This window comes from Cellulosimicrobium sp. I38E (assembly GCF_001647255.1).
Lineage (GTDB): Bacteria > Actinomycetota > Actinomycetes > Actinomycetales > Cellulomonadaceae > Cellulosimicrobium > Cellulosimicrobium cellulans_E.
The window spans coordinates 1-25064 of record NZ_LUAZ01000017.1 but is presented as its reverse complement, the minus strand read 5'-3'; the positions used below and the strand labels follow the sequence as shown (position 1 = coordinate 25064).

Genomic DNA, 25064 nt, shown 5'->3' with positions numbered 1-25064 from the left:
GAGCGTAGCCGGACGCCCGGGTCCCACCCGCGCGCCTGCGGCACAATGGTCCGGTCATGGGGCCGGTCGCCGGCCCCGTCGGGCGTGGGGACGAAGGGGCGAGGGTGTCGGTCGACACGGTGCGTGCGGGGTCGCTGGGGGATCGTCTCGCCCACGTCCTGAGGGTCGCGATCGTCCGGGGGGAGCTGGCGCCGGGCGAACGCCTCGTCGAGGAGGGCGTGGCGCGGCAGTACGACGTCTCGCGCGGGCCCGTGCGCGACGCGCTGCGCGTGCTCGCGGCCGAGCACCTCGTCGAGTCCGAGCGTCGGGGCTACGTGGTGCGCGGCGTGAGCGCCGACGACGTCGACGAGCTCTACGACGTGCGCAGCGCGCTCGAGGCGGTCGCCGTACGCGCCGCGGCGGAGCATGCCGACGAGGTCGACTGGAGCGCCAGCGAGGCGGCGCTCGCGGGCATGCGCGAGGCCGCCGACGCGGGGGACTGGTACACGTACGCCGCCCACGACCTCGCGTTCCACTCGACGCTCTACGCGGCAGTCCCCAACCGTCGGCTGCGGACCCTCTGGGCGCAGATCGAGCCGACGTTCGCGGTGATGCTCCAGGAGACCAACAAGCAGGACGTCGACCTGCACCCGTCCTGCGCCGACCACGAGCGCCTGCTCGACGCGATCCGTGAGCCTCGTCTCGACGAGGCTCTCGCCTACCTCCACGAGCACCTTGCCGGCTCCCGCCGCCGGATGAAGGACGCGCTGCACCAGCCGCGCCGCTGAGCGCCCCCGCACGCCCCACCACCGCCCCGGTCTGCCCCCGTGCAGGTCGGGGCTTTCTTCTGCCCTTCCGCGTGCGCGGCGCGAGGGGCCCGTCGCCTCGTCGCCACGACAGGCGCTAGGTGTTGACGGTTGACTGTTAACAGTAAACAGTGCCATCCTGACGGCGGCGCGAGGCAGCGCCCCGCGCAGCGACGCGAGACACCGACGAAGGAGACGTGCCCATGACCACGGCACCGGAGATCATCACCCCGCCCGTCACGACGTACGACGCCTCGGGCGCTCTCGACCTCGGTGCGCTGCGCGTCCTGCTCGCGCACGTCGAGCCGGAGGTCGACGGGGTCTTCGCCGTCGGCACCACGGGAGAGTTCCCCGCCCTCGACGCGTCGGAGCGCGGCGAGCTCGTCCGCACGAGCGTGGAGGTCTTCGGCCCCGAGCGGACCGTCGCGCACGTCGGCGCCGCGTCGGTGCGCGAGGCGCTCGGGCACCTGCGGGTCGCCGAGGAGGCGGGCGTGCGCCGCTTCGCGGCGATCACCCCGTACTACCTCACCGCGAGCGACGAGGGCGTGGTCCGCTACTACGCCGAGCTCCGCGCGGCGACGCAGGGCGAGCTCTACGCCTACGTCTTCCCCGACGTCGCGTGCTCGGACGTCGCGCCCGCGCTGCTCGCGCGCCTCGCCGGCCTCGGCCTCGACGGGGTGAAGACCTCGGGTGCCGCGTCCGCGCGCGTCGACGAGTACCGCGCGGCCGCTCCGGGCCTCGCCCTGTGGTCCGGGAACGACGCGGACCTGCCCCACGTGGTCGCTGCCGGCGGGCGCGGGACCGTGTCCGGGGTCTCCGGCGTCGCCCCCCGGGCCTTCGCGGACCTGCGCGCAGCCCTCGTGGCGGACGACGCGGCCGCCGTCGTGCAGGCGCAGGCCGTCGTGCAGCGTCTCGTCTCCGCGCTGGGCCCGAGCATCGCGCGCCTCAAGTACGGGCTCGACGTCCAGGGTCTCCCCGGAGGAGCCACCCGTATGCCGATCGACCCGCCGTCCGACGCCGTGAAGGCGGAGATCCGCGCGGCGCTCGCCGCCGCCGGGCACGACCTCGCCGCCGCCTGACACCCGCCTCGAACCGCTCGACCCGCGGCACCCCGGACGGGTGCCGCGGGAGGGGCCCGGGCCCTCGCCGCTGAGACCCGGAGCCCCCACACTGAGATCAGCGGAACCCCGCACCGAAGGAACAACGATGTCCGTCACCGCACCCGCGGCCCCGCTCACGAGCAGGCGGTACGCCTGGAAGGTCACGCTCTCGAGCTTCGTCGGCAACACGCTCGAGTACTACGACTTCCTCGTCTACGGCACCGCCGCCGCGATCGTCTTCCCTGCCGTCTTCTTCCCCTCCGAGAACTCGTTCGTCGCGACGCTCTCGTCGCTCGGGACGTTCGCCGTCGGGTTCCTGGCGCGCCCGCTGGGCGGCATGTTCTTCGGCCGCCGCGGCGACAAGCAGGGGCGCAAGTCCACGCTCGTCCTCACGCTCGCGATCATGGGGACCGGGACCCTGCTCATCGGCTTCCTCCCGTCCTACGACTCGATCGGCCTCCTCGCGCCGGCGCTGCTCGTCGTGCTCCGGCTCGTCCAGGGCTTCGCCGTCGGCGGCGAGTGGGGCGGGTCGATGATCATCGTGCTCGAGTCCACGAACCCGCGGCACCGCGGCTTCTACACGTCGTGGCCCAACACCGGCGGCTTCTCCGCGCAGATCCTCATCACCCTCGTGTTCGCCTGGGTGTACACGCTCGACGACGCCCAGCTCCAGTCGTGGGGCTGGCGCGTGCCGTTCTGGCTCTCCGCCGTCGTGCTGGCCGTCGGCCTGTGGATGCGCCGCTCGCTCGAGGAGACGCCGGTCTTCACCGACGCCGTCGCCGGGCTCGAGAAGGAGGGCCGCAACCGCTCGCTCACCGTCGAGAACCTCGAGGCCAGCCAGGCCGCCATCCGTGAGCGCCAGGAGCGCGACGCCGCCGCGGCCGCGGAGCCCGCGTCGCAGGCGCCCACCCGCGGGCCGCTCGCGAGCGTCTTCCTCGAGGACTGGCGCAACCTGCTGCGCATCGTCGGGCTGCGCTTCGCCGAGGCCCTGCCGTACTTCCTGCTCACGGTCTTCGTGCTCAGCTACGGCCCGCAGCACCTCGGCCTCGAGAAGGAGAGCCTCAACACCGCGATCCTCATCATGGCGGTCCTCGCGTTCCCCGCGCACGGGATCTTCTCGTGGATCTCCGACAAGATCGGCCGGCGACCCGTCTACTTCTTCGGGGCCCTCGTCGTGTTCGTCATGGCCTTCCCGTTCTTCGGGCTGCTCAACACGGGCAGCTTCGTGCTCATCGTGCTCGGGTACGTGCTCATGCTGAACCTCGGGCACAACGCCATCAACTCGATCCAGCCGGCGTTCTTCGCCGAGCTCTTCCCGGCGGACCGCCGCTACTCCGGCGCGGCCACCGGGCGCGAGATCGCGTCGATCGTCGCGGGCGGCCTGACGCCGTTCATCGCGACCGCGCTCGCGGGCGAGGACGGGTCGCGGTGGCAGCTCGTCGCGCTGTACGTCATGGTCGGCGCGCTCATCACGATGCTCACCGTGTGGAAGACGCCGGAGACCTTCCGGCGCGACCTCAACGTCGTCGGCGAGACCGTCCGGTGACGACGCCCGTGGAGCGCCTGCTCGTGTCGGGCGACGGCGAGGCGTGGGCCCAGTGCCACGCGTCCACCGTCGCCCGCACGGGCGGGCGCACGCTCGTGGCATGGTTCGCCGGCACCCGGGAGGGCACGCCGGACAACGCGATCTGGCTCGTCGCCGAGGAGGACGGCGTCTGGAGCGAGCCCCAGGTCGTGCTCGGCGAGGACGACGACGTCGCGTGGTGGAACCCCGTGCTCGCCGTCGCGCCCGACGGGCGGCTGTGGCTGTTCGCGCACCGCGGCGCCCGGATCTCGCGCTGGGTCACGTGGTATCGCACCTCGACGGACCACGGCCGGACCTGGACGGAGCCCCGCGAGCTCGTCCCCGGCGACGCGAGCGGGGGTCGCGGTCCGGTGAAGAACCCCCCGGTGGTGACGCCGGAGGGTGCGTGGCTCGCGCCGTCGTCGGTCGAGAGCGGTGGTGCCGAGCCCGTGTGGGCGGCGCGCTTCGACCGTTCCGAGGACGCCGGGGCGACCTGGGCGCTCGCGAACGTCCCCCTCGACCGGTCGCACGTACGGGGCGCGGGGATCATCCAGCCGGCGCTCTGGACGGGGGACGACGAGCTGGTCGCGCTGTGCCGGTCGAGCGAGGGCGTCGTGTACCGCACGACGTCGGACGACGACGGGCGCTCATGGTCGCCCGCGGTGCCCACCCGGCTCCCCAACAACAACTCCGGGCTCACGGTCCTCCGGCTCCCGAGCGGGCGTGTCGTGCTCGTCCACAACCCCGTGGGGGAGGACTGGGGCGCACGGTGCCCGCTGAGCCTCTCCGTCTCCGACGACGACGGGGTCACCTGGCGCCCGGCCGTCGAGGTCGAGGACGGTGTCGTGCCGCCCGCGAGCATCGCCGGCGTCGGGCTGCCGACCGTCGCGGAAGAGGGCGCTCCGAGCGGCTTCGCCGCCGGCGACACGGGGATCGTCACGGACGGCCGAGGGGAGTACTCCTACCCGTCCGCGACGCTCGACGACGACGGGTCCGTGCTCGTCGGCTACACCTGGCAGCGGCGCGGCATCGTCCTCGCGCGCGTGCCGGTGGACCTGCTCGACCGGGCTCCGGCGCAGGGGCGCAAGGACGGCGGCGCACCTGCCGCTCCTGCGGGCCGATGAGGATCGCCCGCCTCCGCACACCGCACGGACCGCGCGCGGCGGTGCTGGACGGCGACTCCTGGGACGTGCTCGTGGCCGACGTCCCCGAGCCCGCGACCGGTCGCGACGGTCGACCCGTCCTGCCGGCGTCGAGCGGAGCCCGGTTCGCGGCCGACGACCCTGCGGTCGCCGCCGCGCTCCTCGCGCCGTGCCGCCCCCGGGTCGTGGTCGGCATGGCGCACAACAGCGGGCCCGAGGGGCGGGCGCTGCCGCCGCAGGCGTTCCTGAAGTCGGCGCGCACCGTCGTCGGCCCCGGGACGGTCGTGCGCCACGACCGCACGCTGGGCGCCCTCGTGGCGGAGGCAGAGGCGGCGGTCGTCGTCGGGCGGCCGTGCCGGGACCTGCGCCCCCACGACGTGCCGGGCGTGTTGCTCGGGTGCACCGTCGCGGACGACCTCACGGCCGACGACCAGGTGGCCCTCGACGCGATGATGACGCGGTCGAAGAACGGCAGCGGCTTCACCCCGCTCGGGCCGTGGGTCGACACGGACGTGCGGCTCGACGACGCCGAGCTGGTCGTCGAGGTCGACGGCGTCGAGCGCGCACGCTCCACGACCGCGGGGCTCGCCTACGGCGTCGTCGAGCAGCTCGTCTTCCTCACGCGCCATCTTGAGCTCGGCCCCGGGGACGTCGTCCTCACCGGTGCCCACCGGTCGGCCGTGCCCCTCGGCGAGCGTCCCGCGGGCGGTATCGAGGTCGCCCTGAGCGTCGGTGGCGTGGGGACGCTGCGCCACCGCGTGGCCTGAGGCTCAGGCGGGCTCGGTCCCGACCGTCCCGTCGACGTAGTACCAGCGGTCTCCCTCCCGGACGAACCGGCTGACCTCGTGGAGCCGACCTCGGTCGGTGCGGTCCGCGCGCGACCGGTGGTGCGCGACGAACTCGACGACCCCCGTGGTGTCGAACGGGCCACCCGCCTCCGTGCGCAGCACGTCGAGGCGGCGCCACACGACGTCGTCGTCCAGGTCGAGATCGGTCGGCCGCGTGGACGGGTGCCAGGTCGCGCGCAGGTAGCCGGCGTCGCCGACGGCGAACGCGGCGTAGCGCGAGCGCATGAGCGCCTCGGCGGTCGGAGCGTACGGTCCCGGGGCGGTGCCGTCCGGCGCGGGGCGCAGCCCCGCGTGGTAGCGGCCGCAGCACGCCCCGTAGGCGTCGCCGGACAGGCAGGGGCACCGCGCGTCGTCCGTGATCGGGTGGGCGGTCATGCCGCCGAACCTACCGGGGTCTCGCGCGCGCTCGGGCACGCGCGACGACGCCCGCCCACCGGGTGGTGAGCGGGCGCCGTCGTGATGAACCTCAGCCGGGCGCGGGGCCCGGGCGGTCCGGTGCCGAGGTCGGCGTCAGTCCTGCGCGGCCCACGGGCCCCAGCGGTCGCCGGGCTCCTGGTTCCGCGTCCACCACTTCGCGGTGTACGTCGTCCCCTCGTGGGTCACGGTGTCGCCCTTGACGTAGACGCGGCTCGGCTTCCACGCGCCGACCCCGTCCGCGTCGACCCCGGCGATCTCCTCCCACGGGCCCCACGCGTCGGCGCCGGGCACCTGGCCCTTGGTCCACCACTGCGCGCGCCACACGGCGCCCCCGTAGGTGACCGTGGTGCCGCCCGCGTAGGCGGTGGTCTTCGACCAGGCCGGCGGTTCGGTGTACGTCGGCTGGGCCTGCGGGTTGAACTCGTCCGTCACGACCGTCTTCGCCGCGTTGGTCAGCGGGTCGTCGAGCAGGAGCACGTCGAGGCCCTGCTGGATGTCGTTCGAGATGATCGCGCCGTTGTACCAGTACGCCGACCACGAGCCGCCGAGGATCAGGCGCTCCGAGGACAGCGGCCCGCGGTCGAACCACGCGATCTCGACCGGGTTCGCCGAGTCCGTGAAGTCCCACACCGAGATGCCGCCCTGGTACCAGGCCTGGACCATGATGTCGCGGCCCGGGACGGGGATGAGCGAGCCGTTGTGCGCCACGCAGTTCTCCGTCGCGGCCTGCTCGCGCTCGATCTTGTAGTAGCTCTTGAACACGAGCTCGCCGCCCACGATGTCGTAGATGGCGTCCGCGCCCTTCTCCGGCCCGACCGTCGGGTTGCACGTGGGCGCGCCACCGCCCCCGAGCTCGTCCGTGAAGACGACCTTGGTGCCGGCGTTGTTGAACGTCGCCGAGTGCCAGAAGGCGAAGTTCGTCGTGTCACGGACCACCTCGGTGACCACCGGGTGCGCACGGTCGGAGATGTCCATGAGGATGCCGTCGCCCATGCACGCGCCCGCCGCGAGGTCCTTCGACGGGTAGGTCGTGATGTCGTGGCAGCCCGACGTCGTGCTCGAGCCGTTGCCGCCCGGGTTGCCGCCGGGGTTCTCGCCCTCGTCGGGGAAGAGGACCGGGGTCGAGACGAGCTCGGCCGCGGCCGGGTCGTCGAGCGGGATCTGCACGACCGAGATGAGGTCGTGCGGCGGCTGGCAGTCGGGGAACGCCGCGTTGGGGCTGTACGACGAGACGTAGACGAACAGCTCCTTCCCGTCCTTCGACGGCGCGAGGGAGTGCGTGTGCGAGCCGCACTGCGTCTCGACCGACGACACGTACTCGGGCGACGTCGGGTCGGAGATGTCGAAGACCTTGATGCCCTCCCACGAGTCCTTGATCGTGGCACTCTGGGCGACGTTCTGGCACGAGTCGTTGCTGCGCGAGGAGTCGGTGCTGAGGACGAGGAGGTCCCCGTAGACCGAGATGTCGTTCTGCGACCCGGGGCAGACGACCTGCGCGACCTGCTGCGGGGCCGTCGGGTTCGCGACGTCGTACACCGTGAACCCGCCGTAGTTGCCGGCGAACGCGTAGCGGCCCTGGAACGCGAGGTCGCTGCTGTACTGGCCCTCGGGCGCGAACTCGCCGTTCTTCGGGATGTTCGCGACGTGGGTCAGGTTGGGGCTGCCGGCGACCTCTCCGGGTGCCAGGACGTCGGTGGCCTGGGCGAGCGGGGCGAGGCGCTGGGCGGGTAGGTCCGCGAGCGAGCCGGCGGCCTGCTCGGTGAGCGCGGCCACCGCCTCGGGAGAGCCGTCGGACGGTTCGGCGGACGCCGACGAGGCCACGGCGAGCGAGGAGACGGCGAGCGTGGCCGCCATGGACGAGGCGAGCAGGACCCGGCTTCTTTGCCGGCGCGTCTTGTTCGTCGTTCGATGCACGAGCGAAACACCTCCTTGGTAGTGTTCTGCGAATTCTGTCCGGCAGGTGTGATCTGGACCACCCCAAGCGCGCGCATCGCGGCGACTTTTTACACGGAGGGAACAGGGCGGGTGCAGAGTTTTCCCAGCGGTAACGCGGCCCCGACCGTCGGCGCACGCGCCCTGACCTGCGCCGTCGTCGTGCTCGGGGTCGCGGTCGGCGCCGCGGCGTGCACGCCGGACCCGGAGCCGACCTCGACGCCGTCGAGCGTCGTCGTGCAGCCCGGCCGGCCGGGCGAGGAGGCGACGACGGTCGCGCCCGAGGACTACGACGCCGCGCCCGGGGAGGACTCCTGGAACCAGGCGGACGCCGCGTTCGTGACCGGGATGATCGAGCACCACCTCCAGGCGCTGGAGATCGCGGCGCTCGCGCCGGACCGCGCCGGGTCCGACGCCGTCCGGTCGTTCGCGGAGCGCGTCACCGCCGCGCAGGGCCCCGAGGTCCACGCGCTCGCCTCGTGGCTCCAGGCCCGTGACCTGGCCGTCCCGGAGGGGGCGGAGGGCGACGGCGGCACGGGCCCCCGCGCGCCCGACGGATCGGGGCACGAGCACGGTGACGGGGCGTCCGGGATGCTCACGGACGAGCAGCTCGCCGCGATCGAGGGTGCGAGCGGCGCGGAGTTCGACCGCCTCTTCCTCGAGGGGATGATCCAGCACCACCAGGGGGCGCTCGACATGGTCGAGGTCGTGCTCGTCGAGGGCCAGGACCTCTTCGCGAACGAGATCGCGGCCGAGACCGCCGCCGGCCAGGGCGGCGAGATCGACCGCATGCGCGACCTCCTCGCCACCCTCTGACGCACCGAGCCAGAGCCGAGGCCCGCGAGGTAGAGCCGTGGTCGCGCGAGGTAGAGCCGTGGTCCGTGCGCCGGTTCTCTTGCCGGGGTGTGCGCGACCGTGGCCCGCCCCGACGTCGGGACGAGCCACGGTCGCCTGCCCGCGACAGGCAAGGTCAGCAGTAGAGGTTCGCGCCCGTCGTCGTGCCGAGGATCTGCGCGAAGCGCTGGAACGCGGTGACGCGCGACTGGACCTGTGCCGGGTTGCCGCCGTTGCACTCGATCGAGCCGTTGATCGAGCGGATCGACTCGCCGAAGCCGGCGCCGGAGACGATCGCCTGGTGCCCGGACATCGAGCCCGCGCCGGACTGCGTGTTCCAGAACCAGAGTCCGGTCTTCCACGCGACCGCCGAGTTCTGCTCCACGAGGTACGGGTTGTTGAGCAGGTCGATGCCGAGCGCGTCGCCCGCGGCCTTGTAGTTGTAGTTCCAGCTCAGCTGGACCGGACCCTTGCCGTAGTACGCGCTCTGGCCCGCCGGGCAGCCGTAGGGCTGCGAGTAGTCGCAGTAGTGCGGGTAGTTCGCGGTGTTGATCTCCTTGATGTAGACGAGGCCGCCGGTCTCGTGGTTGACGTTCGCGAGGAACGCCGCGGCCTCGCGCTTGGCGACCTCGGTGCCGCCCGTCGTCGCGAAGCCCGGGTAGGCGGACAGCGCGTCGACGAGGCCCTGGTACGTGTAGAACGCGTTCCGGTTCGGGAACATCTGGTTGAACTGCGCCTCGGAGACGACGAAGCCGCTCGGGTTCCCGGGGTTCCCGGGGTTGCCCGGGTCGGTCCCGCCGCCGCAGGCGCCCTGGGTGCGCCAGACGCCCCACTCGCCGGTGGTGCCGGGCGTCTCGCCCTGGGTCCACCAGCCGGCCTTCCAGTTCTGGCCGCCGTGCGAGACGACGGCGCCGCCCAGGTAGACCGTGCCGGAGCTCCACGCGGGGGCGCAGGTCGCGGCGTGCGCCTGCTGCGCCGGGCCGGCGACGGCCCACGAGAGCGCTCCCACGAGCGTGAGAAGAACGGCGAGGAGCAGGGCGAGGGGTCGGGTCGCGGGCCGCTGGGCGACCGCGGCGGGCGCCGTGGGTGAGGACGACGCCGGAGCTCGGGTGTGCATCGGTGCACCTTTCGTCGGTGGTCGGGTCGGTTCGAGCCTGGCGGCGCCTCGCCGTGGTGGACAACCCCCGTACGCAGAACCCCGTACCCGTGGACGGTGCGTGGCCGAGGTTCTGCCTCGGCGTGGGGCGTGCGGCGGGGTTGACGTCCGGGCGGGCGGGTGCGAGAGTGTGCGCATCCCGGAAACGTTTCCAGGGCTGTCGAGGCCGTCAGTCTGGAAACGTTTCCAAACACGACGGTCCTTCGACGACGAGGTGGACGACAGTGACGTCATCACGCGCCACGCTGATCCAGGTGGCACAGCGGGCCGGGGTCTCCCTGGCCTCGACCTCCCGCGCCCTGCACGGGACGGGCGCGAGCCCGGCGATGGTCGAGCGCGTGCGCGCCGCGGCCACGGAGCTCGGCTACAGCCCGGACGCGATCGGGCGGTCGCTGCGCCTGAAGAAGACGTTCCAGGTCGCGTTCGCCGTCGCCGACATCGGCAACCCCGTGTACGTCGAGATGATGACGGCGATCCACGAGGTCCTCGCGCCGCACGGCTACCGCGTCGTCGTCATGACGACCGGGGACACGACGTCCTCGACCGTCGAGCTCGTGCGCAGCCTGTCGCGCGGCTTCGTCGACGCCATGATCCTCAGCCCGCTGCGCACCGACGACGAGCTCGTCGAGGAGATCCGGCAGGCGCCGGTCCCCGTCGTCGTCATCGGCCGCACCCTCGCCGACCGCGGCATCGACTCCGTCTCCACCGACTCGGCGGGCGGCATCGGCGAGGCCGTGCGCCACCTGCTCGGACTCGGCCGCCGCCGGCTCGCGTTCCTCAACGGCCCGCTCGACACCACGCCCGGTGAGGCGCGCCAGCGCGGCTTCGACGCCGCGACGCGCGCCGACGACTTCACGGGGGAGCGCGCCGACGCCGTCGTCGCGGCGGACTTCACCGTCGCGGCGGGCCTCGCGGCCACGCGCGCGCTCCTCGACGGGTCCGACGACGGCGCCCGCCCGGACGCGATCGTCGCGGCCAACGACCTGCTCGCCATCGGCGCGATCCGGGCCGTGCGCGAGCGCGGGCTGTCGGTCCCCGAGGACGTCGCGGTGACCGGCATGGACGACACCGAGATCGGCCGGGTGTTCCAGCCCAGCCTCACGAGCGTCTCGCTCGGCTCGACCGAGCGCGGGCGGATCGCGGCGGAGCTCGTCGTCGACCTCGTGGACGGCGACGCGCGGGCCGGGCGCCACACCGCGGTCGGTCCGCGCCTCGTCGTGCGCGAGTCGACCGCCGCGCCGGCCGCGACGCCGGAGGCGTCCGGGCAGGACCGGGCGAGCGACGCCGTCGTGCACGGGGCAGCCGCCGACGCCGCGGGAGGGGTGACCCGATGAGCGCTCCGACCCTTGCGGGCGACCCGCACGCCGCGGCCGCCCGCCGACCCGACCGCGGCGCCCCGCGCCGGACGGGCGGCATGGCCCGCGCCAAGCGGCGGGAGGCGATCGCGCTCGTCATGCCGTCGCTCCTGCCGATCCTCGTGCTGAGCGTCGCGCCGCTCGTCATGGGCGTCGCGCTCGCGTTCACGGACGCGCGGCTCGTGCGCCACCCGGACTACCAGTTCGTGGGCGTCGACAACTTCGTGCGCCTCGCGGACAACTCGTTCTTCTGGGACTCGTTCCGCATCGGCATGATCTGGGCCGTCTCGGTGACGCTGCTCCAGCTCGTGGCGGCGATGGGCCTCGCGCTCCTGCTCAACTCCGGGCTCCGGCTCCAGGGGCTGACGCGCGTCCTCGCGCTCATCCCGTGGGCCATGCCGCCGGTCGTCGTGGCGATCATGTGGCAGATGATCTACTCGCCCAACGCCGGGCCGCTCAACGCGTTCCTCGGCGCCCTCGGGCTGCCGGACGACATCAACTGGCTCGCCGACTTCTCGACCGCGCTGCCCGCGGTGATCGTCGTCGGCGTGTGGGTGGGCATGCCGCAGACCACGGTGACGCTGCTCGCCGGGCTCCAGCAGATCCCGGACGAGCTGCACGAGGCCGCCGCGATGGACGGCGCGGGCGCGTGGCGCCGCTTCACCGCGGTGACGCTCCCGAGCCTGCGCCCGATCATCACGTCGATCACGTCGCTGAACTTCATCTGGAACTTCAACTCGTTCTCGCTGGTCTACGTGCTCACCGAGGGCGGACCGGGCGGCCGGACCATGCTGCCGATGCTCTTCACCTACCTGGAGGCGTTCAAGAACCGCAACATCGGCTACGCCGCCGCGATGGGCGTGGTGCTCGTCGTCGTGGTCGTCCTCCTGCTCGCGATCTACCTGCGGTCGCAGTTCCGCTCCGAGAAGGAGAGCTGACCCGTGCGCGCACTCGTCCGCCCGGCCCAGTACGTGGCCCTCGCGTTCTACATCCTCTTCCTCGGCTTCCCGCTGCTGTGGCTCATCTCGGCGTCGCTCAAGTCGTCGGGCGAGCTCAACTCGCTGACCGTGAGCCTGATCCCGCAGGACTTCCACTGGGAGAACTACTCGCAGGCGCTCTCGCGGCAGGGCCTCGTGCGCTCGGCGTGGAACAGCGCGATCGTCGCGGTCGTCTCGACGGCGCTCGTCGTCGTCATCGCGCTGCCCGCGTCGTACGTGCTCGCGCGCCTGCGCGGCAAGATCCGCGCGGCGGGCGTCGGCTGGATCCTCGTGAGCCAGGTGTTCCCGGTGATCCTCATCATCCTGCCGCTGTTCCTCATCCTGCGGACCATCGGCCTCACGGACTCGCTCGTCGGGCTCACGCTCGTCCACACCACGTACACCCTGCCGTTCGCGCTGTGGATGATGCAGGGCTACGTGTCCGCGATCCCCGTGGACCTCGAGGAGGCGGGCTCGATGGACGGCGCGAGCCGGTTCACCGTGCTCCGCACGATCGTCTTCCCGCTGCTCATGCCGGGCATCGTCGCGACGGCGATGTTCAGCTTCGTCTCCTCGTGGAACGAGTTCTTCTTCGCGCTCGTCCTGCTCCAGTCGCCCGAGAACTACACGCTGCCCATCACGCTGAAGATGTTCATCGGCGGCGAGGGCAAGGTGGCGCTCGGCCCCCTCGCCGCGGGCTCCGTGCTCGCGGCCATCCCCAGCATCGTCTTCTTCTCGATCATGCAGAAGAAGCTCACCGGCGGTCTGCTGTCCGGCGCCGTGAAGGGGTGACCCCCCATGTACCCCCCCTGCAACACCCCCACCCGAAAGGTAGAACCATGAAGACTCGTGGTGCGTCCATCGCCGCATGCCTCACGATCACGACCCTGCTCGTCGCCTCCTGCTCGAGCGGGGGCGGCAGCGAGGACGGCGCCGACGGCGGCCCGGTCACGCTGAAGTTCCAGTCGCTGTCCGACCAGCCGGCCGCCATCGAGGCGACCGAGAAGATCGTCGCGGACTGGAACGAGGCCAACCCCGACGTCCAGGTCGAGATCGTGCCCGCGGGCTGGGACGGGATCTACGACAAGCTCATCACGCAGTTCAACGGCGGCGCCGCGCCGGACATCATCCACTACGAGGCCGCGAGCATCGTGCCCTTCGCCGTGGACGGCTACCTGGCCGACCTGTCCGAGTACATGTCGGACGAGAAGCGGGCCGACATCCCCGAGGGCATCCTCGACGCCGTGACGGTCGACGACCAGGTCATCGCGTACCCGACCGAGCTCCAGTCCTACATGGTGTTCGCCAACAAGACGATGCTCGAGGCCGCGGGCGTCGAGATCCCCACGGGCGACACGATGACGTGGGACGAGCTGCGCGAGATCGCGAAGGCCACCACGAAGGACGGCGCGTACGGGCTCGGGTGGGGGCTCGCGAGCCCGACGGCCGCGTTCATGGCCATGGCGCCCGGCTTCGGCGGCCAGTACTTCGAGGGCACCGGCGCCGACGCGAGCATCACCATCGGCGAGGGCGAGATGGCGCTGCCGGAGCTCGTCGACGAGATGGCGCACACCGACAACACCGTGCTGCCGGTGACGCTCACGCAGTCCGGCTCGGAGACGCTCGCGTCGTTCTACGCGGGCCAGGTCGCCATGACGATCCAGGGATCGTTCCAGGCCGCGAACATCGCCAACGACGCGCCCGAGGGCTTCGACTGGGTCGTGCTGCCCCCGCTCGAGGGTCCCGACGGCGCCGAGCAGGCCGCCAACCCGCAGACGCTCTCGGTGAACATCGACTCCGAGCACGTCGAGGAGTCCGCAGAGTTCATCGAGTTCTTCACCGACACGGAGAACCTCGCCGCGCTCAACGAGGCGGACGCGCTCATCCCGGCCACGACGTCGGCCCAGGAGGCCATGGCGTCCTCGCTCGGCGACGAGAACGGCTGGTCGACGATCCTCTCGTCGGGCCAGTACCTCACGTCGGCCCCGTACCTGTTCGTCGACGCGTACGCGCAGTGGAAGGACACGGTCGCGACGCCCGCGTACCAGAAGTTCCTCGCCCAGGAGATCGACGCCGACCAGCTCGCGACCGAGCTCGAGGCCGGCTGGGACGAGATCACCAAGTAGCAGGACAGGCGGCGGGGCGGTCGACGGACGACCGCCCCGTCGGGAACCGCGGCCCTCACGGGTCGCACCGGGCGCGACCGGCGCCGAGAGAGATCGACAGGGAGTGGACCGTGACCTGGCTGGACGACCGAGCGGTGGCAGTGATCACCGGAGCGGCGGTGGGGGACGCGCTGGGGGGCGCCACCGAGGGCTGGACCCCCGAGCAGATCGAGGAGCGCCACGGGGGGCGCGTGACGGGGATCGTGGAGCCCTGGTACCCGAACTGGCAGGACGCGCGTCCGATCGCGCCCTACCACAAGGGCGACGGGCACATCACGGACGACACCCTCATGACGCGCGCGCTCGTCGAGGTGTACGCGAAGCGCCGCGAGCACCTCGACGCGTACGCGATGGCCGAGGACCTCGTGCCCCTCATGATCGGCGAGCCGCGCTGGATCCCCGAGCTCGAGTCCACGGCCCTGCTGCTCCAGCGCGTGTTCCTCGCCGAGAAGTGGATCGTCGCGCGCCTGCACTACGGGCACGTCGACCCGCGCGAGGCGGGCGTCGGGAACGTCGTCAACTGCGGCGCGGCGATGTACGTCGCGCCCGTCGGCCTCGCGAACGCGGGCGACCCGCGCGGCGCGTACGCCGAGGCGATCGACCTCACGGGCGCGCACCAGTCGAGCTACGGCCGCGAGGCCGCGGGCGTGTTCGCGGCCATGGTCGCCGCGTCCGTCGCGCCGGGGGCGACGGTCGACGACGTCGTGCACGCCGCGCTCGACGTCGCGCACGACGGCACGGCCGCCGCGCTCCAGGCCGTCGTCGAGGCGTTCGACGGCTGGACGACGGCGCCCACGACGGACGAGGAGGAGCGCGCCCTCGCGCGGCTCGTCCGCGACACGGTCGCGCCGTTCGACTCCGTCGGGCCCGCGTACCGGCAGATGTCGATGGACGCGCGCCGCCCGTCGCGCACCAAGTCCATCGAGGAGCTTCCCGCGGCGCTCGGCTTCGTGCTCGGGCACCGCGGCGACTTCCGCGGCGCGGTGCTCGGCGCCGTGAACTACGGACGCGACGCGGACTCGATCGCCGTCATGGCCGGCGCGGTCTGCGCGGGCCTGGGCGGGACGGCCGTCGTGCCGGACGAGTGGCTCGACGCGATCGAGGAGGCGAGCCGGATGGACATCCGGGAGACCGGCCGGCTCATGGCGTCCGCGGCGGCGGACATCCTCCGCGCCGACCGCGAGCGCGCCACGTCGCGCCTGCGCGCGCTCGCCGAGCTCGGCGGCGCGTCCGTGGACGGGAGCGGTCTCGGGGTGCCCGACGGCGCCGCGCGGGCGGGTGACCAGGCGTGAGGCTCACGTGGGCCCAGCCCGAGGACCTGCTCGCGCACGAGCTCGTCCAGGCGGCGGCGGAGGACAAGGACGCCGCGGTGCTCGCGGACGTCCGGGAGCGCTGGGTCGCCGCGGGCGGAGACCCCGTCCCCGCGGTGAGCGGAGCCGGTCCCGTCCCCGCGACCCCGGCGCTGCGCGCGCTCGCGCGCGACCTGCTCGTCGAGCTCGACGCGCTCGCCGCGGCGCCCGCGCCGCACGAGCCCGACGACTGGGACGCGATCCTCGCCACGCTCCCCGCGGCGCCCGGCCTGCCGACCCGCCCGGGTGCCGTCGGCTCCTCCGCCGGCACGGGAACCAGCACCGCCGCCGACGCCGCGTACGCCGACCGCGTGCTCGGCGCGTGGACCGGGCGCGCGGCGGGCTGCCTGCTGGGCAAGCCCGTGGAGAAGATCCCGCGCGCCGGGATCGAGGAGATCCTGCGCGCGACGGGCCGGTGGCCCCTCGACCGCTGGTTCACCGCCGTCGGGCTGCCCGACGACGTCGCCGCGCGCTGGCCGTGGAACCGGCGCAGCGCCCCGACGTCGCTCGAGGAGAACATCGACGGGATGCCCGAGGACGACGACCTCAACTACCCGATCCTCGCGCTCGCCCTGCTGGAGCGGCACGGGCGCGGCTTCACGACGGACGACGTCGCGCAGCTCTGGCTCGACGCGCTGCCCGCGGGCCGCGTGTTCACGGCCGAGCGCGCCGCGTACCGCAACATCCTCGACGCGCGGCCGGTGCCGGAGACGGCGACGCACCACAACCCGTTCCGGGAGTGGATCGGCGCGCTCATCCGCACGGACGTGCTCGGCTGGGTCTCGCCCGGCGACGTGCGCGAGGCCGCGCGCCTCGCGTGGACGGACGCGCGGCTGAGCCACACGCGCAACGGCGTCTACGGGGCGATGTGGGCGGCCGCGCTCGCGTCGGCGGCGATGGTCTGCGAGACGGTGGACGAGGTGCTCGACGCCGCGGACGCCGTCGTGCCGCCGGGCAGCCGCCTCGCCTCCGCGATCCGGCTCGGCCGCGAGGCGGGCCGCGACGGCGACGCGTCCGAGGCGGGCGTGCGCGCCGGGCTCGACGCGATCCACGCCGCGTACGGCGACCTGCACTGGGTGCACGTGCTCAACAACGCCGCGGTGATCGCCTACGCGCTCACCGCGGGGCGCGGCCCGGACGGCCGCGGCGACTTCGGCGCGAGCGTCGCGATCGCCGTCACCGCGGGCTGGGACACCGACTCGGCGGGCGCGACGGTCGGCGGCGTTGTGGGTGCGCTGCGGGGCGTCGAGGGCATCGGCCAGCGGTGGACGCGCCCGCTCGACGGCCACATCGCGACCTCGCTGCCCGGCGGCGAGCAGAGGATCGTGGACCTCGCGGCGCGGACGGTCGCGCTCGCGGCGACGCCGGTCGTGGTGGCCGGGGGAGCCGTGCAGGATCCCACGGAGGAGGCACGGGCATGAGCACGACGGCGGGCGGGGAGCAGGGCGCCACGGTCCCGGGCGGCTCGGGGCGGGTCGTGGTGGTCGGGTCGGCGAACGTCGACCTCGTCGTCGACGTGCCGCGCCACCCCGGCGGCGGCGAGACCATCCTCGGCGGCGACCTGCGCCGCAACCCCGGCGGCAAGGGCGCGAACCAGGCCGTCGGCGCGGCCCGCGCGGGCGGCGCCGACACGACGTTCGTCGGCGCGCTGGGCCACGACGACGCCGCGGACCTGCTGCTCGCGTCGCTCGACCGCGGCGGGGTGCGGACCGACCTCGTCGAGCGCGTGGACGCCGCGACGGGCACCGCGCTCATCACCGTCTCGCCCGACGGCGAGAACGCGATCGTCGTCGCGCCCGGCGCGAACTCGCACGTGACGGTCGGCGCGGCGCAGGCCGAACGGATCGCGGAGGCGGACGTCGTGCTCGCGCAGCTCGAGATCCCGCTCGACGTCGTGCGCGCCGCCGCCGCGGCGCGCCGCCCGGGCGCGCTGCTGGTCCTCAACGCGGCGCCGTCGCGCGACCTGCCCGACGACGTCTGGGCCGCGCTCGACGTGCTCGTCGTCAACGAGCACGAGGCGGCGGACCTGGCAGGCGCCGGCGGCGACGCCGACCCGAGCACGCTCGCGGGGCTGCTGCTGGAGCGCGTGCCGGCCGTCGTCGTGACGCTCGGGGGAGAGGGCAGCCTCGTGGCGGAGTGCCGCCCGGGCGCGCCCCTGCTCACGACCGTCCCGGCGATCGCCGTCGAGGCCGTGGACACGACCGGTGCGGGAGACACCTTCTGCGGCGTCCTCGCCGCGGCGCTCGCGCGCGGCGCCGACCTTCCTGACGCCGCCCGGCTGGCCGCCGCCGCGGGCGCGCTCGCGGTGACCCGGGCGGGGGCGCAGGACGCCGTGCCCGACGCAGCGGACGTCGTCGCGCTCGCCGAGCGTGCCGAGAACCCCGCCCGACCGACCTGAGCCCGTCCGCAGCACGTCCGAGCGCGGGCCCGGCCCGCCGAGGGAAAGGCACCATGACCTACACGTTCGACCCGCTCGTCCCGCGCCCGATCGACCTGCCGACCGAGGTCGCGCTCGGCGGGCCGCTCACGCCCGAGCAGTCCCTCGCGCTCGACGAGGCGAAGATCTTCGTCGGCCCGGCCGACCCCGCCGACCGCCCGGCCTGGCGCGAGCGCCTCGCCGCGTGGCGCGACGACGCGCGCCGCCGCCACGGGTACACGGGCGCGGCGTACGACCGCCCGGACGCGGCGTGGGCCGCCGGGTGCTCGACAGTCGCGCAGGTCTGGCTGTGGGACGAGCTGCTGTACTCGTTCGAGGAGCACCGGTTCACGCCCGAGCGGTTCCTCGCCGACGCGCGCGAGCGGTTCGGCGGCCTCGACGCCGTGGTGCTGTGGCACGCGTACCCGGTCATCGGGATCGACGACCGCAACCAGTGGGACTTCTACCGCGACGTCCCGGGGATCGTCGACCTCGTGCGGACGTTCCACGACGCGGGCCTGCACGTGTTCGTCGACTACAACCCGTGGGACGTCGGCACGCGCCGCGGCGGCGACGACCTCACCGAGCTCGCGGCCGTCGTGCGCGAGCTCGGCGCCGACGGCGTCTTCCTCGACACGCTGAAGAAGGCCGAGCCGCAGCTCGTCGCGCGGCTCGAGGCCGCGCGCCCGGGCATCGTCCTGGAGGGCGAGTCCAAGCTCCCGGTCGAGCGCATCGAGGACCACTCGTCGTCGTGGGCGCAGTTCTTCGCCGACTCGCCCGTGCCCGGCGTGCTGCGCGCGCACTGGTACGAGCGCCGGCACATGCAGCACCACGTGCGCCGCTGGCACCGCGACCACTCCGAGGAGCTCCAGTCCGCGTGGCTCAACGGCGTGGGCGTCATGGTGTGGGAGGTCGTGTTCGGCGTGTGGGTCGGCTGGTCGCGGCGCGACGCCGCGACCGTCACGCGCCTGGTCACGGTCCAGCGCGCGGCGCGGCCGCTGCTGCTCGACGGGGAGTGGACGCCGCTGGCCGAGCTCGCACCCGAGGCCGAGGCCGCCGGGGTCTACGCGTCGCGCTGGGAGCTCGACGGCGTGACCCTGTGGACGCTCGTCAACCGCGGTGACGCCGACTACGCGGGCCCGCTGCTCGCGGGCGGCGGGGACGACGCGGACGTGCGCGTGCCCGGCCGAGGGATCGCCGCGGCGCTGCACGTGGCCGACGGCGCGGCGGAGCCTGCGTGGCTGCCGCACCTGCGCGACGTGGTCGCCTCGCTCGACGAGACCGCGCCGCACGACCCCGACGCGCGCTTCCCGCACCGGCTCGCGCGGCGCCTCGACGCCTCTGTCCCCACGTCCGCTCCGACCGGGGGGACGGACCCGGCCGGGCCGGGGGCCGTCGTCGGGCAGGACGCCGCCCGGGCGACGGGCGCGCCCGGGGCGGGCGCCGTCGTCGTGCCCGCGGGGCCGTACGTGCTGACCGTCCGGTACCGCGCGCGCGAGACCGGGATGTACCAGGGCGCGCCGTACGTGGACGAGTGGAAGCCGCTCCCGCCGCGACTGCACGACGCGCGGACCCTCCAGCGCGACGGCGAGCTCGCCGCCCCGGTCGCGGTGGGCCGCGACGTGACGAACGCGGAGTTCGCGGAGTTCCTCGCGGCCACGGGGTACGTGCCCGCCGTCGCGCACCGCTTCCTCGCGCACTGGGTCGACGGGCGTCCCGCGCCCGGCACGCAGGACGAGCCCGTGACCTTCGTCGACCTCGACGACGCCCGCGCGTTCTGCGCGTGGCGCGGCGGGCGCCTGCCCACCGAGGACGAGTGGCAGCTCGCGGCCGAGCAGCCCGGCTGGACGCGCGGCGAGCCCGCCGTGTGGAGCTGGACGGGCTCCGAGCACTCCGACGGCCGCACGCGGTTCGTCATGCTCAAGGGCGGCAGCGCCTACCGCGCCGAGGGTTCCGACTGGTACGTCGAGGGCGGCCGCCACGCCCCCGATTACGCGGTCAAGCTCCTCGTCCCCGGCCTGGGGCTCGCGCGCGGCGCGACCGTCGGGTTCCGCTGCGCGTGGGACCTCGCCGACGACCAGCCCGCCGACGATCAGCACGCCGAGGAGGTGACGGCATGACGGACGTACCGCGCGTCTCGCGCGACCCGGCCGCGGGCGCGCTCGCGGGCCTGCGCGTCGTCGACGCGTCGACGCTGTTCGCCGGGCCCATGGCGGCGATGCACCTCGGCGACCTGGGCGCCGACGTCGTCAAGGTCGAGCACCCCACGAAGCCCGACCCGTCGCGCACGCACGGCGCCGCGAAGGACGGCGTGAACCTGTGGTGGAAGACGCTCGGGCGCAACAAGCGCACCGTCACCGCGAACCTGGGGAGCGACGGCGGCCGCGAGGTGTTCCTCGCGCTCGTCGCCGAGGCGGACGTCGTCGTCGAGAACTTCCGGCCCGGCACGCTCGAGCGCTGGGGCCTCGGCTACGACGAGCTGTCCACGCGCAACCCGCGGCTCGTGCTCGCGCGCGTGAGCGGGTTCGGGCAGGTCGGGCCGTACCGCACCCGCCCGGGGTTCGGCACGCTCGCCGAGGCGATGAGCGGGTTCGCCGCGATGACCGGCGAGCCCGACGGCCCGCCGACCCTCCCGCCGTTCGGGCTCGCCGACGGCGTCGCGTCGCTCGCGACCGCGTTCGCCGTCATGGTCGCGCTGTCGACGCGCGAGCGCACCGGGCACGGGCAGGTCGTCGACACGGCGATCATCGAGCCCATCCTCGCGATGCTCGGGCCGCAGATCACGCGCTGGGACCAGCTCCGCACCGTGCAGCCGCGCACCGGCAACCGGTCCGCGAACAACGCGCCGCGCAACACCTACCGCACGCGCGACGGGCAGTGGGTCGCGGTGTCGACGTCGGCGCAGTCCATCGCCGAGCGCGTCCTGCGCCTCGTGGGTCGCCCCGAGCTCGTCGACGAGCCCTGGTTCGCGAGCGGCGTCGAGCGCGCGCAGCACGCCGACCTGCTCGACGAGGCCGTCGGCGGCTGGATCGCGCAGCGCACGCGCGACGAGGTCGTCGCCGCGTTCGAGGAGGCCCAGGCCGCCGTCGCGCCGATCTACGACGCCCAGGACATCGTCGACGACCCGCAGTTCCGCGCGCTCGGCACGATCCACGAGATCGAGGACCCCGAGCTCGGGCCGATGCTCATGCAGGGCCCGCTGTTCCGGATGTCCGAGAACGACGGCGTCATCCGCTTCACCGGCCGCGCGCACGGCGCCGACACCGACGCCGTGCTGGGCGAGCTGGGCTTCTCGCCCGAGCGCGTCGCCGAGCTCCGGGCCGAGGGGGCGGTGTGACGGGCCGGGGCGACCGGCCGGGCGCCGCGCCGCCGCTGACGCTGCTGTACGTGCCCGCGGACCGGCCCGACCGGGTGGCCAAGGCGCTGGGGTCTGCGGCCGACGTCGTGCTCGTCGACCTCGAGGACGCCGTCGCGCCGGCGCGCAAGGACGAGGCGCGGGCGCACGCCGTCGCGCTGCTCGACGACGCGGCCGCCGCGCGCGGCGTCCAGGTGCGGACCAACCACCCCGCGACGCCGTGGCACGCCGCCGACGTCGCGGCCCTCGCGGGCATGCCGCTCGCCGTCGGGGCGCGCGCGCCGAAGGTCGAGTCCGCCGACGAGGTGCGCGCGCTCGCGGCGGCGCTCCCCGGGCGGGCGCTGCACCTGCTGGTCGAGTCGGCCCTCGGCGTCGAGCGTGCGTTCGAGCTCGCGACGGCGTCGCCGCAGGTCGCGTCCCTCGGGCTCGGCGAGGCCGACCTGCGTTCCGACCTGCGGGTCGACGACGAGGCCGGGCTCGCGTGGGCACGCAGCCGGGTCGTCGTCGCGGCCCGGGCGGCGGGGCTGCCGTCGCCCGCGATGTCCGCGTTCACGCACGTGCGCGACCTCGACGGGCTCGCGGCGTCGTGTCGCGCCGGGCGGTCCCTCGGGTTCTGCGGCCGCACCGCGATCCACCCCGCGCAGCTCGACACCATCCGCGACGCGTTCCTCCCGACCCCGGACGAGGTGGACCGCGCGCGCGAGGTCGTCGAGCGCGTGGGCGACGCCGCAGCGTCGGGCACGGGGGTCGTGGCGCTCGCGGACGGCACGTTCCTCGACGTCGCGATGGTCGAGCGGGCCCGCGCGGTCCTCGCGCTCGCGGCACGACGCCCCGCCGGGTAGCGCCCGGCGCCGAGAACGATCCTCCCCCCGGTCGAGCACGACGTTGCTGTCGATATCCGCCCGAGAACGACAGCAACGTCGTGCTCGACCGGGACGGAGGGAGGGGGGAGGGGGCAGCACATCACCGGATCTCGACGAGGAGACACGATGGACGCAGCACCACGAGACGTGGCACGACGGCCGCACCGGCGGCCGGGCACGACGGCAGTCGGGACCGCGCTGGCCCTCGCGGTCGGTCTGGGCGGGCTGGGGCTCGCGCTGCCCGCGACCGCCGCGGAGCAGGGCACGGTCGAGGCCGGACGGGTCGCGGACTCCGCGGCCGGGCCGATCGACTATACGGTCTACCTGCCACCCGGCTACGACGACGGCGAGCAGGAGTACCCGACGCTCTACCTGCTGCACGGCCGCGGCGACACGCAGGCCGCGTGGCAGCAGGTCACGGGCGACCTCGACGAGCTCATCGGGGCGGGCGAGATCCAGCCGATGGTCGTCGTCATGCCGGACGCGCCGTGGAACGACCGCGGCTCCTGGTACACGGACTCGCTCTACACCGGGGACGCGACGGGCGCGGGCGCCGGCACCGCCGTCGAGACGGCGTTCACGCGCGACCTCGTCGCGCACGTCGACGCGACGTACCGGACGGTCGAGGACCGCGAGGCGCGCGCCGTCGGCGGCTACTCCATGGGCGGCGCGGGCGCGCTGCGGTTCACGCTCGCCCACCAGGACACGTTCTCCGCGGGCATCGTCCTGAGCCCCGCGGTCTACGTGCCGCAGCCGCCCGCGGACTCCTCGGCCCGCGACCACGGCGGCTACGGCGTCGGGACCGCGCCGTTCGACGCCGACCGGTACACGGAGCTGTCCTACCCGACGGCGCTCGCGGCGCTCGACCCGGCGCTCCCGGTGCACCTGTTCGTCGCCGTCGGCGACGACGAGTGGGCCAACCCCGACCCCGCCGAGGCCACGCACGACATCGACTTCGAGTCCGCGCGCCTCTACAACCAGGCGCGCCGCGTCCCGGGCGTGACGGCCGAGCTGCGCGTGCTCGACGGCGGCCACGACTGGGACGTCTGGCGGCCCGCGTTCCGCGAGGGGATCGTCGACGTCTCGGCGCGCCTGCGCACCACGCCGGCCGCACCGTGGGACGCCGAGCTCCTCGGCTCCGCGGGCGACGACCGCGCGGGCGGGGTCGCGGCCCTGCCCGACGGCGGGACCGCCGTCGCGCTGAACCTCGCCGGCGCGTGGGACGGGTACGAGCCCGCTGGCGGTTTCGACACGGTCGTCGTGCGGCGCGACGCCGACGGCGCCGAGGTGTGGCGGCACGCGGTCGCGACGGGCGCGGACGACCGCGCGTACGGCGTCGTGCCGGGCGTCGACGGCGGCGTGCTCGTCGCCGGGTACACGAAGGGCGACCTCGACGGCGCTCACGCGGGCACGACGCGCGACGACGGGTTCGTCGCGGCCGTCACGGCCGACGGCGAGCGCGCCTGGACGCTGCAGACCGGCGATCCCGGCGCTGCCGACCGCTTCTACGCCGTCGCGCCCGACGGCGCGGGCGGCGCCTACGTCGCCGGGTACACGAGCGGTGCCGTGGGCGACGCGCCGAGCGCCGGGGACAAGGACGCGCTGGTCGGGCGGGTCTCGGCGGCTGGCGAGCTGCTGTGGCTGCGCCAGGTGGGCGGGCCTGGCGAGGACAAGGCGCTCGCGGTCGCGGCCTCGCCCGACGGCGCGGTGTACGTGGGCGGGGTGTCGGGCGGCGGGATGCCCGGTGTCGACCACGCCGGCGCGAACGACGGCTGGGTCGCGCGCTACGCCGCGGACGGCGAGCAGGAGTGGCTGCGCGCCGTCGCGACGAGCGAGAACGACCAGGTCAACGGCCTCGTGGCGCGATCGGACGGGTCGGTCGTCGCCGTCGGGCACACGCGCGGCGCGCTGGGCGACGGCGGCAACCTCGGGGACAACGACGTCGTCGTGCGGGCGTTCGACCCCGCGGGCGAGGTGCGGTGGACGACCCAGGCCGGGACGTCGACCGACGACCGCGGCGTCACGGGCGTGCTCGGCGCGGACGACGCGGTGCTCGTCGTCGGCACGACCTACGGCGCGCTGGACACGGCCGTCGGTGGGGTGGACGTCGTGACGCTGCCCGTCGCGGCCGACGGCACCCCGGGCGAGGCGACGCAGACCGGGTCGCGCGAGCGCGACGGCGCCGACGAGTGGGACGACGCGAACCTGTTCGCGGCCCCGGCCCCGGCCCCCTCCGGTCCGGGCTCGGCCGACTCAGCCGGCACGACCGGCGCGGGAGCGGCGCTGCTCACCGGGCTCACGTACGGCGCCCCCGCAGGCACGACCAACGCGGGTGCCGCGGACGTGTTCGTCGCGCGCGTGCCGTGGGACGCCGTCGTGCCGGGCGGCGGTGCGGGCCCGGCGCTCGACGTCACCGCCCAGGCGCGGTGCCTCGCGGGCAAGGCCTACGTCGCCGTGCGTGCGACGAGCACGGCAGACGCGCCCGTCGACGTCGAGCTCGTGACGCCGTACGGCGCGCGGGTCGTCGCGGACGTCGCGCCGGGGGCCAGCGCCTACCAGTCATTCCCGGCCCGGACCGCGACCATCGCCGCCGGGGAGGCGACCGCGACCACGGGCGGCCGCACCGCCGTCGTCCCGTACGACGCGCTCGCCTGCGCCTGACCGCCGCTGCTGCCGCCGGCCGGCGCCTGGCTCGACGTCCCGGCGGCCGAGCACGACCCCGCGCGCGGTCGAACACGACGTCGCTGTCGTTATCCGCCTGATAACGACAGCAACGTCGTGTTCGGCGCGGCGCGGGGGCGGGGGG

20 protein-coding genes are annotated in these 25064 nt (G+C 74.4%); 17 read left to right on the top strand and 3 right to left on the bottom strand.

Annotated elements, in window-relative coordinates:
* Nucleotides 1-104 precede the first annotated feature (104 nt).
* The 5 genes from A0J59_RS05365 (at nt 105) to A0J59_RS05345 (ending at nt 5358) form a co-directional block, all read left to right on the top strand.
* Nucleotides 105-767, top strand: coding sequence for a GntR family transcriptional regulator (locus A0J59_RS05365; protein WP_052877365.1), 663 nt, complete (start codon nt 105-107; stop codon nt 765-767).
* A 221-nt stretch (nt 768-988) separates the two neighbouring features.
* The gene (locus tag A0J59_RS05360; RefSeq protein ID WP_064315459.1) at nt 989-1864 is read left to right on the top strand and encodes a dihydrodipicolinate synthase family protein; all 876 of its coding nucleotides are present in this window, start codon (nt 989-991) and stop codon (nt 1862-1864) included.
* A 127-nt stretch (nt 1865-1991) separates the two neighbouring features.
* The gene (locus A0J59_RS05355) at nt 1992-3431 is read left to right on the top strand and encodes an MFS transporter (protein ID WP_064315458.1); all 1440 of its coding nucleotides are present in this window, start codon (nt 1992-1994) and stop codon (nt 3429-3431) included.
* Nucleotides 3428-4573: an exo-alpha-sialidase gene (locus tag A0J59_RS05350; RefSeq protein ID WP_064315457.1), complete on the top strand. Its 1146-nt coding sequence runs from the start codon at nt 3428-3430 to the stop codon at nt 4571-4573. The genes A0J59_RS05355 and A0J59_RS05350 overlap by 4 nt, the downstream gene beginning before the upstream one ends.
* Nucleotides 4570-5358 (top strand): fumarylacetoacetate hydrolase family protein, encoded by a 789-nt coding sequence (locus tag A0J59_RS05345; protein WP_064315456.1) that lies wholly within the window; start codon nt 4570-4572, stop codon nt 5356-5358. Before A0J59_RS05350 ends, A0J59_RS05345 begins: the two co-directional genes overlap by 4 nt.
* A gap of 3 nt (nt 5359-5361) precedes the next feature.
* Here A0J59_RS05345 and A0J59_RS05340 read toward each other — a convergent pair whose 3' ends face one another.
* Entirely contained in the window at nt 5362-5814 is a 453-nt protein-coding gene (locus tag A0J59_RS05340; RefSeq protein ID WP_064315455.1) for a YchJ family protein, read from the bottom strand.
* A gap of 135 nt (nt 5815-5949) precedes the next feature.
* Nucleotides 5950-7770: a carbohydrate-binding protein gene (locus A0J59_RS05335; protein ID WP_156532820.1), complete on the bottom strand. Its 1821-nt coding sequence runs from the start codon at nt 7768-7770 to the stop codon at nt 5950-5952.
* Between the two features lie 111 nt (nt 7771-7881).
* Here A0J59_RS05335 and A0J59_RS05330 point away from each other — a divergent pair, with 111 nt between their 5' ends.
* Nucleotides 7882-8604 carry a DUF305 domain-containing protein gene (locus A0J59_RS05330; RefSeq protein ID WP_156532818.1) on the top strand — a complete coding sequence of 241 codons (723 nt, stop codon included), beginning with the start codon at nt 7882-7884 and terminating at the stop codon, nt 8602-8604.
* Between the two features lie 154 nt (nt 8605-8758).
* Here the strand turns inward: A0J59_RS05330 and A0J59_RS05325 are convergent, their stop codons facing one another.
* Nucleotides 8759-9739 carry a glycoside hydrolase family 19 protein gene (locus A0J59_RS05325; protein WP_082918759.1) on the bottom strand — a complete coding sequence of 327 codons (981 nt, stop codon included), beginning with the start codon at nt 9737-9739 and terminating at the stop codon, nt 8759-8761.
* Nucleotides 9740-10002: 263 nt separating this feature from the next.
* On the opposite strand from A0J59_RS05325, the gene A0J59_RS05320 reads away from it, so the two are divergent.
* The 11 genes from A0J59_RS05320 (at nt 10003) to A0J59_RS05270 (ending at nt 24919) form a co-directional block, all read left to right on the top strand.
* The gene (locus A0J59_RS05320; protein WP_064315453.1) at nt 10003-11112 is read left to right on the top strand and encodes a LacI family DNA-binding transcriptional regulator; all 1110 of its coding nucleotides are present in this window, start codon (nt 10003-10005) and stop codon (nt 11110-11112) included.
* Entirely contained in the window at nt 11109-12071 is a 963-nt protein-coding gene (locus A0J59_RS05315) for a carbohydrate ABC transporter permease (RefSeq protein WP_052877368.1), read from the top strand. Before A0J59_RS05320 ends, A0J59_RS05315 begins: the two co-directional genes overlap by 4 nt.
* Nucleotides 12072-12074: 3 nt before the next feature.
* On the top strand, nt 12075-12902 hold the full coding sequence (locus tag A0J59_RS05310; protein ID WP_047231109.1) for a carbohydrate ABC transporter permease: 828 nt from the start codon (nt 12075-12077) through the stop codon (nt 12900-12902).
* A gap of 47 nt (nt 12903-12949) precedes the next feature.
* Nucleotides 12950-14236, top strand: coding sequence for an ABC transporter substrate-binding protein (locus A0J59_RS05305; RefSeq protein WP_064315452.1), 1287 nt, complete (start codon nt 12950-12952; stop codon nt 14234-14236).
* Between the two features lie 110 nt (nt 14237-14346).
* A complete protein-coding gene (locus A0J59_RS05300) occupies nt 14347-15567 on the top strand; it encodes an ADP-ribosylglycohydrolase family protein (protein ID WP_255365015.1) in 1221 nt (406 codons plus the stop codon).
* Complete coding sequence (locus A0J59_RS05295) at nt 15564-17045, top strand: ADP-ribosylglycohydrolase family protein (protein WP_064315451.1); 1482 nt, start codon at nt 15564-15566, stop codon at nt 17043-17045. Before A0J59_RS05300 ends, A0J59_RS05295 begins: the two co-directional genes overlap by 4 nt.
* On the top strand, nt 17042-18022 hold the full coding sequence (locus tag A0J59_RS05290) for a ribokinase (RefSeq protein WP_064315450.1): 981 nt from the start codon (nt 17042-17044) through the stop codon (nt 18020-18022). The genes A0J59_RS05295 and A0J59_RS05290 overlap by 4 nt, the downstream gene beginning before the upstream one ends.
* A 53-nt stretch (nt 18023-18075) precedes the next feature.
* A complete protein-coding gene (locus A0J59_RS05285; RefSeq protein WP_064315449.1) occupies nt 18076-20160 on the top strand; it encodes an SUMF1/EgtB/PvdO family nonheme iron enzyme in 2085 nt (694 codons plus the stop codon).
* Nucleotides 20157-21377, top strand: coding sequence for a CaiB/BaiF CoA-transferase family protein (locus A0J59_RS05280; RefSeq protein ID WP_064315448.1), 1221 nt, complete (start codon nt 20157-20159; stop codon nt 21375-21377). Before A0J59_RS05285 ends, A0J59_RS05280 begins: the two co-directional genes overlap by 4 nt.
* Entirely contained in the window at nt 21374-22237 is an 864-nt protein-coding gene (locus tag A0J59_RS05275; protein ID WP_064315447.1) for a CoA ester lyase, read from the top strand. The genes A0J59_RS05280 and A0J59_RS05275 overlap by 4 nt, the downstream gene beginning before the upstream one ends.
* A gap of 147 nt (nt 22238-22384) precedes the next feature.
* Nucleotides 22385-24919, top strand: coding sequence for an alpha/beta hydrolase-fold protein (locus tag A0J59_RS05270; protein ID WP_082918758.1), 2535 nt, complete (start codon nt 22385-22387; stop codon nt 24917-24919).
* The last annotated feature ends 145 nt before the right edge of the window (nt 24920-25064 follow it).

Excerpts from the sequence above, each read along its gene's own strand:
- A0J59_RS05360 (WP_064315459.1), top strand. The coding sequence starts at position 989 with ATGACCACGGCACCGGAGATCATCACCCCGCCCGTCACGACGTACGAC.
- A0J59_RS05355 (WP_064315458.1), top strand. The coding sequence starts at position 1,992 with ATGTCCGTCACCGCACCCGCGGCCCCGCTCACGAGCAGGCGGTACGCC.
- A0J59_RS05345 (WP_064315456.1), top strand. The coding sequence starts at position 4,570 with ATGAGGATCGCCCGCCTCCGCACACCGCACGGACCGCGCGCGGCGGTG.
- A0J59_RS05340 (WP_064315455.1), bottom strand. The coding sequence starts at position 5,814 with ATGACCGCCCACCCGATCACGGACGACGCGCGGTGCCCCTGCCTGTCC.
- A0J59_RS05325 (WP_082918759.1), bottom strand. The coding sequence starts at position 9,739 with ATGCACACCCGAGCTCCGGCGTCGTCCTCACCCACGGCGCCCGCCGCG.
- A0J59_RS05315 (WP_052877368.1), top strand. The coding sequence starts at position 11,109 with ATGAGCGCTCCGACCCTTGCGGGCGACCCGCACGCCGCGGCCGCCCGC.
- A0J59_RS05305 (WP_064315452.1), top strand. The coding sequence starts at position 12,950 with ATGAAGACTCGTGGTGCGTCCATCGCCGCATGCCTCACGATCACGACC.
- A0J59_RS05290 (WP_064315450.1), top strand. The coding sequence starts at position 17,042 with ATGAGCACGACGGCGGGCGGGGAGCAGGGCGCCACGGTCCCGGGCGGC.
- A0J59_RS05285 (WP_064315449.1), top strand. The coding sequence starts at position 18,076 with ATGACCTACACGTTCGACCCGCTCGTCCCGCGCCCGATCGACCTGCCG.
- A0J59_RS05280 (WP_064315448.1), top strand. The coding sequence starts at position 20,157 with ATGACGGACGTACCGCGCGTCTCGCGCGACCCGGCCGCGGGCGCGCTC.
- A0J59_RS05270 (WP_082918758.1), top strand. The coding sequence starts at position 22,385 with ATGGACGCAGCACCACGAGACGTGGCACGACGGCCGCACCGGCGGCCG.